At 58.8% G+C, this 11,994-nt stretch carries 9 protein-coding genes; 6 read left to right on the top strand and 3 right to left on the bottom strand.

Translation table 11 applies throughout. The annotated features are described in order from the left end of the window. Together LD28_RS0119860 and pbpC are read left to right on the top strand one after the other, a co-directional pair. The coding region (locus tag LD28_RS0119860) for an alpha-2-macroglobulin family protein (protein WP_033138635.1) at positions 1 to 2,204 on the top strand (2,204 nt) is incomplete at its 5' end. A gap of 52 nt (positions 2,205 to 2,256) precedes the next feature. After that, entirely contained in the window at positions 2,257 to 4,602 is a 2,346-nt protein-coding gene (gene pbpC, locus LD28_RS0119855) for a penicillin-binding protein 1C (RefSeq protein ID WP_241462323.1), read from the top strand. Positions 4,603 to 5,037: 435 nt separating this feature from the next. On the opposite strand, the gene LD28_RS0119850 is transcribed toward pbpC, so the two are convergent. Continuing rightward, a complete protein-coding gene (locus LD28_RS0119850; protein ID WP_033138633.1) occupies positions 5,038 to 5,994 on the bottom strand; it encodes a hypothetical protein in 957 nt (318 codons plus the stop codon). A 177-nt stretch (positions 5,995 to 6,171) separates the two neighbouring features. Between LD28_RS0119850 and thiI the strand changes: the two genes are divergently transcribed. Next, the gene (gene thiI, locus LD28_RS0119845; protein WP_033138632.1) at positions 6,172 to 7,620 is read left to right on the top strand and encodes a tRNA uracil 4-sulfurtransferase ThiI; all 1,449 of its coding nucleotides are present in this window, start codon (positions 6,172 to 6,174) and stop codon (positions 7,618 to 7,620) included. A gap of 69 nt (positions 7,621 to 7,689) precedes the next feature. Here the strand turns inward: thiI and LD28_RS0119840 are convergent, their stop codons facing one another. After that, positions 7,690 to 8,082, bottom strand: a complete 393-nt coding sequence (locus LD28_RS0119840; RefSeq protein WP_033138631.1) for a hypothetical protein — start codon at positions 8,080 to 8,082, stop codon at positions 7,690 to 7,692. 100 nt (positions 8,083 to 8,182) lie between these two features. After that, positions 8,183 to 8,815, bottom strand: a complete 633-nt coding sequence (locus tag LD28_RS0119835) for a trimeric intracellular cation channel family protein (RefSeq protein ID WP_033138630.1) — start codon at positions 8,813 to 8,815, stop codon at positions 8,183 to 8,185. A gap of 383 nt (positions 8,816 to 9,198) precedes the next feature. On the opposite strand from LD28_RS0119835, the gene flaA reads away from it, so the two are divergent. From flaA to LD28_RS0119820, 3 genes are all read left to right on the top strand, one after another. After that, a complete protein-coding gene (flaA, locus tag LD28_RS0119830) occupies positions 9,199 to 10,113 on the top strand; it encodes a flagellin A (RefSeq protein WP_033138629.1) in 915 nt (304 codons plus the stop codon). A 585-nt stretch (positions 10,114 to 10,698) separates the two neighbouring features. After that, positions 10,699 to 11,610, top strand: a complete 912-nt coding sequence (flaB, locus tag LD28_RS0119825; protein ID WP_033138628.1) for a flagellin B — start codon at positions 10,699 to 10,701, stop codon at positions 11,608 to 11,610. Between the two features lie 34 nt (positions 11,611 to 11,644). Continuing rightward, positions 11,645 to 11,994, top strand: a 350-nt coding sequence (locus LD28_RS0119820; protein WP_033138627.1) for a flagellar protein FlaG, incomplete at its 3' end; no start/stop codon positions are given.

Raw genomic sequence — 11,994 nt, 5'->3', positions numbered from 1 at the left:
CCCTCGACCCGTTCGAGATCTTTTTTGGCCGCAAGCGCTTCGCACAAGATTTGTTCGACAACTACGGTCAGGTGATCCCGCCGCAGGATGGCAAGCTGGCCCGCCTCAACTACGGCGGCGACCGTGCGCCGCTGAAAAAGGGCGGCGCGCTGGAGAGCCGGGTCGAGATCGCTGCACTGTGGAGCGGCGAGGTGAGTTTTGACCAGCAAGGCAAGGCGGTGATCCCGCTCGAACTGCCCAACTTCAATGGCGAGCTGGCGCTGATGGCGCTGGCCTGGAACGAACAGCAAGTCGGCGAGGCCGAGCGCGCCGTCAAGGTGGTGGCGCCCTTGGTGGCCGAAATTGGCTGGCCGCGCTTTGGCGCCAGAGGGGATGAGACCCGGGCGCTGGTGCAGCTGCGCAACATGAGTGGCGAGGATCAGACACTCTCCCTGGCCTGGACCCTCAATGGCGGGCTGAAAGCAAACGGCGAGCTGCCCAGCACCCTTTCTCTTAAAAACGGCGAGGAGCAGTGGCTGACCCTGCCGCTCACCGTGACCGGGGCAAGCGGCGTGGCGAGCCTGCAGTTGGCGGCCAGCGGCAAGGATTTTGCCATCAGCCGCGACTGGACTTTGCCGCTGCGCTCCCCCTGGCCTGCCGAGACTCGCCAACGCTATCAGATGCTGGCTCCCGGTCAGCAGATGAGCTTTGCGCCAAGCGAGCTGGCCGGGCTGGATCGCGCCAACCTGCAGGGGCTGCTCAGCCTCTCCGGCACTCCGCCTTGGGATCCGGCAGCCCAGTGGCAGGCGCTGGCCGACTACCCCTACGCCTGTCTGGAGCAGACCTTGTCCCGTGCCTGGCCTTACTTGCTGACCACGGCCGATGAGCGGGCAGCCTGGAGCAAACCCGCAGCGGGCAAGAAAGCGGCGAGCGAGGCGGACGTGCAACGCGCCCTGCTGCAACGATTGCAGCGGTTGCAACTACCAAGCGGCGGTTTTGGCCTCTGGGATGGTCGCTCCGACGAGGAGCAGTGGCTCACCGCCTATGCTGCCGACTACCTGCTGGCGCGCAAGGAGGCGGGCGATGCCGTGCCGGAGGCGATGCTCAATCAGGCCCTGAACCGGCTGCAGAGCTATCTCACCGACAGCCAGTACGGCGAGCGCTGGAGCAGTGCCCCCGAGCACAGCCGTCTTGCCTATCAGGCTTACAGTGCCTATGTGCTGGCCCGGGTGGGCAAGGCGCCGCTCGCTACCTTGCGCCTTATCTGGGAGCAGCAGGCCGATCACGCCCGCTCCGGTTTGCCGCTCTTGCACCTATCGCTGGCCCTCTCGGCCATGGGGGATGAGCAGAACGCCGCCAAGGCCCTCAGCCGGGCGCTAGGGACCGAGCGTGGTGACGACTATCTGGGAGATTACGGTTCGCCGCTGCGCGATGAAGCCCTTGAGCTCTCCCTGCTGCGCCAGCACAAGCTGGCTTCGGATCGCTGGCCGGCCCTCAGTGCCAAGGTGGCCGACACCCTGGCCCACCGTCAGTGGCTCAGCACTCAGGAACGGCTCGCCCTGCTGCGACTCGCTCGCTTCGACCCGGCCATCGACTGGCAGGCCAAGGTCGCCTCATCCTCTGGCAGTCAATCCCTGAGCGGTTCGGCCCCGCTGCAGCTGGGTGCCCCCGAAGCACTGGCCGCGAGCACCGTCACCAACGATGGCAGGGGATCCCTCTATGTGCAGCGCACTCTGATCGGTTACCCCGAACAGGCTCCTGCTCGGTTGAGTCAGGGGATAAGCGTGACCCGCAGCTGGTTCAACAGTGACGGTCAGCCGTTTGATCCCGCCAAGGTAAAGGTCGGCGATCTGGTGGTGGTGCGGCTCAATGTCAGCAGTGAATCGGCAGTGCCCGATGCCCTGCTGGTGGAGATGGTGCCCGCTGGCTTCGAGCTGGAGAATCCGGCCCTTGGCAACAGCATCAAGCTGGAAGAGCTCTCCATTGAGGGGAAACCGGCGTGGCAGAGCGAGTGGAACGACTATCTCAAGCATCAGGAGTTTCGCGATGACCGCTACACGGCGGCGCTGGATTTGGGCGAGGGGAGCAACCAGCAGCTGGTCTACCTGATGCGGGCGGTGACGCCGGGTCGCTATCAGGTGCCGCCGACCCAGGTGGAGGATATGTACCGCCCCGAGCTGCGGGCTGTGGGTGAGGATATCCATGAGGTGATCATCTCTGAGTAACGTACCCTCCCTTGAGCGGGTTCGCCCGCTCACTTTCTGGCAGCGTGGTTGGCTGAAATTAGGTCGCAGTGGCCGCGCCTGCCGTCACTGGCTTGGCCGTCTGCCACGCTGGCTGCGTTGCTCGGTGCTGGGCGTTGTAGCACTGCTCCTGTCATTGGTGGCGCTGGATCGACTCTTCCCGCCGCCACCGCTCGACCCTGCCTATGCCCGGGTGGTGCTCGACATGAAGGGGAGGCCGCTGCGCGCTTTTGCCGATACCAGCGGCGTGTGGCGTTACCCCGTGACCCTGGAGCAGGTCTCCCCCCGCTATATCGAGGCGCTGCTTGGCTACGAGGATCGCTACTTCTGGCGTCATCCCGGGGTCAATCCGGTGGCCATGGTGCGCGGTGTCTGGCAGTGGCTGCGCTACGGGCGGGCCGTGTCGGGCGGCTCGACCCTCACCATGCAGGTGGCGCGCCTGATCGAGCCCTACCACAGGAGCGTGCCCGGCAAGCTGCGCCAGATGGCGCGCGCGCTGCAGCTGGAGTGGCACTACGACAAGCGCACCCTGCTCACCGTCTACCTCAACCGGGCGCCGTTTGGCGGCAATCTGGAGGGGGTGCAGGCGGCAAGTTTTGCCTATCTCGGCAAGAGCGCGGCCAAGCTGACCTATGCCGAGGCGGCGCTGTTGGCAGTGCTGCCACAGGCCCCCAGCCGCAACCGGCCGGACAGGCATCCCGAGCGAGCCCGCGCCGCCCGTGACAAAGTGATGCTGCGACTGGTGGCGCAAGGGGTATGGCCCGAGCCGGTGTGGCAGGAGGGACGTATCGAGCCGGTGCTGGCCCGCGGCCACTTCACGCCGATGGAGGCGCCGCTGTTTGCTCGCCTTGCCGCCGACCTTCAGTCGGGGGCGCTGGTGCACACCACCATCGACGGCGATCTGCAGCACTGGCTGGAGGGACGGGTGGCGAGCTACATTCGCCGCTTCCCCGAGCAAACTTCCGCCGCACTGCTGCTGGTGGACAACCGGACCATGGCGGTGCGCGCCTATGTGGGCAGCTCAGAGTATGGCAACCTGCGCCGCCACGGTTACCTCGACATGGTGCAGGCGATCCGCTCTCCCGGCTCCACCCTCAAGCCCTTTATCTACGGTCTGGCGATGGACGAGGGGCTGGTGCACTCGGCCTCTCTGCTCTCCGATGCGCCAAGGCTGGGCTCGGATTATCGCCCCGCCAACTTTTCCGGCGCCTTTCAGGGGCCGGTGACCCTCGCTCAGGCGCTGCAGCAATCCCTCAACGTGCCGGCGGTGCAGGTGCTGGAGGCGCTTGGGCCGGACAAACTGGTCAGCCGCCTCGACAACGCCGGAGTGCGGCTGGCGCTTTCGGACAAGCCCAATCCGGCCATCGCGCTGGGGGCGGCGGGCATTCGGCTCGAGCAGTTGGTGGCGCTCTACAGCGCGCTGACCCGGGAGGGTCAGGTGGCGATGCCAGTCTGGCTGGCAGGGCAGCAGGCGGTGTCGCGCCCCTTGCTGAGTCCGGGGGCGGCCTGGATCATCTGGCAGATATTGAGCGCGCAGGGGCGGGCGGATCAGCCCTTTGCCAGCGAAGCGACTGGCCGAGTCAACCGGCTGGCCTGGAAGACCGGTACCAGCTATGGCTATCGCGACAGTTGGGCGATGGGGGTCTCCGGTCGCTGGACCATCGGCGTCTGGCTGGGGCGCCCGGATGGTACCCCCATGCCCGGTTTTTATGGCCAGAGCGCGGCAGTGCCGCTGCTGCTCTCGGTCTACTCGCGACTGGCTGACAACAGTCCTCTGCCGGCGCAGCCCAACACGGTGAGCGAGGCCGAGATCTGCTGGCCGCTGGGGCGCAAGGCGAGTGCGACCCTGCCTGAGGCCTGTCTGCAGCGCCAGAGCGCCTGGCTGCTGGAGGCGCGTGATCCCCCCACCTTGCCGGACCCCATGGACTGGCCCTCGCCGTTGCGCCAAGTTGCATTGACCGCCGAGGGCAAGCCGACCCTGGCCCGCTGCCACGATGCGGCGCAATCCGGTTTTCGGGCCCTGTGGCCGCTGTCACTGGAGCCGTGGCGCACACCCGGCGAGCGACGACAGGCGCTATTTGCCAGCGGTTGTAAAGGTGAGAGGCAGAGCGCCGAGCTGCAGGCCCCCATTCGCATCGTGGCGTTGGGGGAGGGCAACCTTATCCGCAGTCAGCGTTACCGGTTGCAGCCCAAGGTGTTGGGCGGCGTCGGCAAGCCATTCTGGTTTCTCAACGGCCAGCGGCTGCGCTGGGACGGGGATCAGGTGCTGAGCGTGGCGGGGCGCTATCAGCTGGTGGTGGTGGATGAAGCGGGCAACAGCGATCGCATCGAGTTTCGCGTGGTGCATCCCGACAGTGATGTCGGCACCATTACCCGTTGAGCATTTTGCCGACAGTCATTGAGGTGGATGTAATTAAGCCTTTGAAATGCATCAATATTTGATTGGATAAATTAATTAATGAATAATTACGATCTCATTCAAATCCAATCGGGAGTTCTCTTTTGCTGCGTGTTCTTTGTCCCTTGCTGGTGCTGATGAGTTCGGGCTGTGCCACGACCAATCATGGTGATTACCATGTTTCTCCTGAACGAACCGGGTTCTATTCACCTTTCGAACCTGCCTCCGAGAGTTTTGCGCGTTGTTATCAGAAACAGTTTGCCTGTACCCCTGCCAATATCCGCCGTGACAGGGCGATGGAGGCGCGTAGGCAGGCGCAAGAGCAGGCCAATCACCGTGGTGATGATTGGTAGACCGCAGATAACAAGAGGGGTTGGCAGATGCCAACCCCTTTTTCATGCCGCCGATTCAGCCCGGTTAGCGCAGATGGCCGAGTCGGGTGAAGAAGTGCTGGCTCTTGCGCTGGTGAAAGTGGCTCTTCTTGATGGGATGGAAGATGAGGTTGCTGTCGGGATGGCTCGCCTTTAACTGGTGAAGCATCGCCATGGCGGGCAGGCTGGTGCTGATCAGGGCGGTGAGCGGTATGCTCTGGGTTTCGTGACCCAACAAGAGATTGAGGCCCTGCTGGGCCAGCTCGAAGCGGGTCAGGGCCGCCGGGTTGGCATAGCCGCTGCCCAGCATGGTGAGCAGATTGTCGAGGGCCAGATGAAATTCGGCCAGCTGCTGGCGAAAACCGCTGCGGGCACGCAGGGCAATCAGCTCTGCAAAGGGGATCTCGGCCAGGTGAGTGGGCACTTGCAACGGGATCTCGAGGTGGAAGCAATCCTGCCCGCCCCGGTTGTGGTAGCGGGATTCCAGCAGGTGGAGCAGGCGGTCGAGATAGTCGTGATCGGTGATAAGCGCACCGTCATTGGCGAGTGCCCACTCACGGGCAAGGCGCATGGAGAGCAGGTTGGCAAAGCGGCGTGCCATTTTGATCCCCCCTTCATCGTGCGTAGCAAAGCCGTGAGTCAGGCAAAAACCGTGCAGCCGCTCCAGTCCCGCCTGAGCGGGGCAGAAGCAGTCGTGGTTGGCGCGCTGGCGCCAGCGACCAATCAACTCCTTGTTGCCAAACACCTTGTGGCGTACGAAATCGGGGGCGATAAGGCCGCTGATCTGGCTCTCCAGCTGGGGAGTGATGGCGGCGAAGAAGGCTGATTCAGGACGAGCGGCCAGCAGATCGGTCTGCTGTTGCAGGGTATCGAGCAAGGCGGTGAGGCCGCTTTTTTCACTTACGGTGAAGACGAAGGCGAGCCGCTCCAGATAGAGCAGGGCAAATTTGAGCCAGAGCTCGTCGCGTACCTCCATGCCGGGGTAGTAGATATAGGTCTTCATCGGATCAGTCTGTTGTCAAAAATCTGGCGAAGTGCAGGGTCGGGAATATACGCAAGATTGCTGCCGCGCGGCAAACATTGCGTGGGGGAATGTGAGCAAACGCTCATCCAGTAGGCGCTGGCCACAAAGTTCTGATATAATTCGCGCCCTTAAATCAAGGCCACCCGAGTCAAAACCATGAAGTTCATTATCAAGCTGTTTCCGGAAATCACCATCAAGAGCAAATCAGTTCGCCAGCGCTTCACCAAGATGTTGCAGGGCAACATTCGCAACGTGTTGCGCCGCTTCGACGAAGATGCCCGCGTACGGATGGATTGGGACAAGCTGGTAGTGAGCACCCGCAACGATCAGTTCCACGCCCAGTATCTCGAGACCCTGGCCTGTATCCCGGGCATTCAGTACTTCCTCGAAGTGAAACTGAGCAACTTTACCGACCTGCACGACATCTTCGAGCAGACCCGTGCCGTCTGGGGTGAACGTCTGAAAGGCAAGACTTTCTGCGTCCGTGCCCGTCGCGTCGGCAAGCACGACTTCAGCTCGCTGGAGCTGGAGCGTTATGTGGGAGGTGGCCTCAATCAGCATTGCGAAACGGCCGGCGTGCGTCTGAAAAAGCCGGACATCCAGATCAATCTGGAAGTGGAAAATGACGAGCTCTACATCATCAGTGCGGTACACCACGGCATGGGTGGCTTCCCCATGGCCACTCAGGAAGATGTGCTGAGCCTGCTCTCCGGTGGTTTCGACTCCGGTGTCGCCTCCTACCAGTTCATCAAGCGCGGTTGCCGCGTCCACTACTGCTTCTTCAATCTGGGTGGCGCGGCCCACGAGATCGGGGTCAAGCAGGTCGCCTATTACCTGTGGAACAAGTTTGGCGCCTCCCACAAGGTGCGCTTCACCGCCATCGACTTTGAGCCCGTGGTCGCCGAGATCCTCGAGAAGGTCGACAATGGCCAGATGGGCGTAGTGCTCAAGCGGATGATGATGCGTGCCGCCGGTCAGGTTGCCGACTACTTCCAGATCCCGGCGCTGGTGACTGGCGAGTGCGTGGGCCAGGTCTCCAGCCAGACTCTCACCAACCTGAACGTGATCGACCGGGTGACCGACAAGGTGATCCTGCGCCCGCTTATCACCTGGGACAAGCCGGATATCATCAGCGAAGCCCGCCGTATCGGCACCCTGGAGTTTGCCGAGACCATGCCGGAGTATTGCGGCGTTATCTCCAAGAAGCCGACCGTGAAAGCTGAGCTCTCCCGCATTGAAGCGGAAGAGGCCAATTTCGACTTCGCTATTCTGGACAAGGTTGTCGCCGAGGCCCGTTACCTCGATATCCGTCGTATCGGTGAAGAGACAGCCGCCGAAGTGCAAGAGGTGGAAACGACTCAGGTGCTGGGCGCTGACGAGGTGATCCTGGATATCCGCTCTGCCGACGAACACGACGAGAAGCCACTGGTGGTGGAAGGTCGTGAAGTCCTGCACATTCCCTTCTTCAAGCTGGCCACCGCCTTTGGCGATCTGCCCAAAGAGAAGACCTATCTGCTCTACTGTGATCGTGGCGTGATGAGCAAGCTGCAGGCGCTCTATCTGAAAGAGAAGGGCTTTGACAACGTCAAGGTGTACCGCCCGTAAGCGTGCTTTCACCTTCAATAAAAAATCCGGCCAATGTGCCGGATTTTTTATTTCACTGAGTAATGACTATCAAGGGCAGGGAACCGGGGTGAAGGAGTCTTGCCCCTGGCAACGCCAGCCCATTTCAGCTTCCCGCATCTGCCACAGGTTGTCGCTGCGATAGAGGGTCAGGATGTAGATCATGTCGCTCTTGCTGCCATCGAGGGCGACCGAGAGTACCAGATCATTATCTAGTTGCTGGGCATGGATGCGACTGGGTATGTCGCCATGGCCGACGAATCGCAGTGCTACCTCACGGTAGTCATTGACCCAGTTTTGCTGTTGATGGCTTGCCTGGCGTATCTGCTGGTTGAACTGCTGAACCGGCGCCGAGGCCAGTCGTCCAAATACCACTTGTGCTTCGGCGTGGGCTGCCGTCACGTTCGCCAGGAGGAGTGTGGTAAGCATACCGATTTTGCGCATGAGAAGTTCCGGCTAACAACGACTGCTTCTATGACAACAGAAAAGCCTATTTGGTTCAACGCGAGGCCCACAGCGACATGATGACGCTGTGGGCCTGCTCTCAATTGCGTTGCAGCGAGAAGGTGGGCAGCGAAAGGTGCCAGTAGATAGCGGCGACCCGCAGGCCAAACACGGCCGTCATGCAGATGAGCATGGCCGTTACCCTGTCCATGTTCGCCTCCAGCGCCAGGGTATAGAGAATGCCGCCGAGGATACAGGCGGTGGCATAGATCTCTTTTTGCAGCACCATGGGCACCTCCCGCGCCAGTACATCGCGGATCATGCCGCCAGCTACCCCGGTCATCGTGCCCATGAGTACTGCAATCAGACCCGAGGTGCCGAAGTTGAGGGCCTTCTGGGCACCGATCACGGTAAAGAGGGCCAGTCCGAAGGCATCGGCCACCGGTAGTACATACCAGGGCATCCTGCGAGGCAGTTTGACCATCCACATACCGATCAGCGCCGTCGCGATGACGACCCAGATATAGAGCGGATCACGCACCCAGAATACGGGGGTTGCCCCGAGGATCATGTCACGGATGGTGCCGCCGCCGATGGCGGTGACCGCCGCCAACACCATGACGCCAAACCCGTCCATTCTGAGCCGGCCAGCCACCAATACCCCTGAAAACGCGAATACCGCAGTACCAAACATGTCGCTGATGTAAACAATCTGCTCAACCAGTGTCTGCATGGAGAACAACTCACGCCAAATTGTTGATGGGGTCGCGATTTTAGGGGCTGGCGAGCCCAATCGCCAACTGTGCTCGACAAAATTGCGAGTCGGCCGTGATTTTTTCTAGCCGAGTGAACTCGGCGAGTCTCGTGTGTGCCCGCTAGCCCCCGCGGTGGACGGGGTCAGCAGGATTGTTCCCATCGTGGGTTTACAGGTGTTTTTTTCCTTAAGTTTTCCCCTGACCCGCCGATATATAAGGTAAGCGGCGTTAATGCGATGAAGCGTTGAAAAAAATGCTAAAGACATCGAAAAACGAGCCGTTAAATAAGACGCATCGGGCACAGAAAATAATAAAGCCTGAGCAAATAGAAGAGTAAATTTAATAGCTTAGGAGAATAGTCATGGGCCTTTATATCAACACCAACGTTTCATCACTCAACGCACAGCGTAACCTGATGAATACGACCAAATCACTGGATACTTCCTACACTCGACTGGCATCAGGCTTGCGTATCAACAGCGCCAAAGATGATGCCGCGGGTCTGCAAATCGCCAACCGTTTGACGTCTCAGGTCAATGGTCTGGATCAGGGTAACCGCAACGCCAACGACGGTATTTCGGTAGCGCAAACGGCTGAAGGTGCGATGGATGAAGTGACCTCCATGCTGCAGCGTATGCGTACCCTGGCACAACAATCAGCCAACGGCTCCAACAACACGGATGACCGTACCGCGTTGCAACAAGAGTATGACCAGCTGATGACCGAAATTGATCGGGTGGCAAAAGACACCACATTCGGTGGTAAGCAACTGCTCAATGGTGGTTATGTCGGCTCTTTCCAGGTTGGTGCTGATGCCGCTCAAACCATTACCTTCAGAATGACCACTGCATTTACCATCGCAGGCATGGCTTCGGCTGCCAAGGGCAATGCAACAATATCTGCTGGTTCAACTGGTAGCAAAGAGCCTTTCAAAGTAACGGCCTCAACCAGTGCAGTGACAGTGACAAACATGAATAGCATCAAGTTGGCTAGTACAGCCCAGTCTGCGATGGCGAACCTGGACTACATGATCAAGGTTGTGGACAGCAAGCGGGCTGAACTAGGTGCGGTGCAGAACCGCTTCGACTCGACAATTCGCAACCAGGCGAACGTGTCTGAAAACGTCAGTGCTGCCCGGTCACGCATCCGTGATGCTGACTTCGCAACTGAGACAGCCAACCTGACCAAGCAGAATATCTTGCAACAGGCTGCATCCACTATCTTGTCTCAGGCGAACCAGCGTCCGCAGTCTGCGCTCTCACTGTTACAGGGTTAACAAAAGAAAACAGGGCGGTTGTTCAGGCCGCCCTGGTCAAGAGATGGAACAAAGGGGTGTTCGGGTTAGCACTCTGTTCTATCGGGAGAGATATAATTCTCTACTAGTAATGCCAAGTGTTGTCCAGCTGTTCAGTTCTGTCACGCTTGGTCATATTCTCCTGAGCATATGCTCATCTTTAGGCCGGTTTACCGGCCTCTTTTTATTGTGTCGCCAAATTGACGTCACTCTCTCAGTCTAAAGCATGAACCATGCCAGTAATTCTTCTCCCTAGGGATCTGCCAGGACTGGATGCCGGTTGTCATAGCTGGTCATTTTGTTCCTGCCGTATTGCCGCCTACCGGAGAAAACTTGCCGCTTTCGGCAACAATTTTCCTAAAGCTTGTCTCTGTTCTGCCGTTAAACAAGGTGAAGCAATCGAGGGGTGTTCGGAATCCAACGTTTGCACTACTGCGGGTGGCCTGTCCGTTCAAACAGACACCCGCCAGAAGATACAGGAATGTTCAACCTGTTCTTCAAACGGTGGGACGTCGTTTTGTTTGAACGGCGCAACCTGCAGTCGCATGTTCTTCGGGAGAATATTTTATGGCCATGTACATTAACACCAATATTTCATCACTGAACGCCCAGCGTAATTTGATGAATACAAACAAGTCCTTGGATACCTCCTATACCAGGTTGGCATCCGGTCTTCGTATCAACACAGCCAAGGATGATGCTGCAGGTCTGCAGATCTCCAACCGTTTGACTTCACAAGTAAATGGCCTGGATCAAGGTAACCGCAACGCAAACGATGGTATCTCTGTTGCTCAAACAGCAGAAGGTGCGATGGATGAAGTGACTTCCATGTTGCAGCGCATGCGTACTTTGGCCCAGCAATCAGCAAACGGTTCCAACAACACGGATGACCGTACTGCGTTGCAGCAAGAATACGACCAATTGACTACCGAGATTGACCGTATCTCCAGCGATACCACCTTCGGTGGCCAGAAGTTGTTGGATGGTAAATACAAAGGTTCGTTCCAGGTCGGTGCTGATGCAACCCAGACTATTACCTTCAAGATGACCAGTGCCTTTACCATCAGCGGTATTGCATCTGCATCAAAAGGTAGTGCAACGATTGCTGCCGGCTCCACTGGTAGTAAGGAGCCGTATAAGGTAACCGCAGCTACTACAGCCGTCTCCGTGTCCAACATGAACAGCATAAAAACGGCCAGTGCTGCACAGTCTGCAATGGCTAACCTTGACTTTATGATCAAGGCAGTTGATAGCAAACGTGCAGAGTTGGGTGCGGTACAAAACCGTTTCGACTCGACGATTCGCAACCAGTCTAACGTGTCCGAAAACCTGAGTGCTGCGCGCTCCCGTATTCGTGATGCCGACTTCGCGACAGAAACTGCCAACCTGACCAAGCAGAACATCCTGCAACAGGCTGCCTCCAGTATCCTGGCGCAAGCCAACCAAAGACCACAATCTGCTCTGTCCCTGTTGGGTTAACAGGCGATAGTGAGATAGAAAAAGGAGCGACGATATGGCCAATGACATTGGAATCCCCTCATCGGTCACTCCTTCTTCTCTTCAGTCAAGTAGCAAGAGCGGCCAATCGGCCGCTCAAGTGCTATCTGGCATGGCAGAAGAGCAGCGGGTGACGGGACAGGATGTAAAAACGCAACAAGAGGATAAGCGTCAGGAAAAAGCCAGCAAGCAGGATGTTGCTTCGATTGATTTTGAAAAAGAGGTCCAAAATTTGCAAGAGTTCAGTAAGTTGCAAGGATGGACAGTCAATTTCAGTGTCGAAAAGGATCTCGAGCAGGTTGTTATCAAGGTAATGGATGCCAATACCAAGTCGATGATTCGTCAGATCCCTAGTGAAGAACTGCT

It is taken from the genome of Aeromonas finlandensis (genome assembly GCF_000764645.1).
Lineage (GTDB): Bacteria > Pseudomonadota > Gammaproteobacteria > Enterobacterales > Aeromonadaceae > Aeromonas > Aeromonas finlandensis.
The sequence above is the reverse complement of the archived record's forward strand: the minus strand, read 5'-3'. Positions and strand labels throughout refer to the sequence as shown.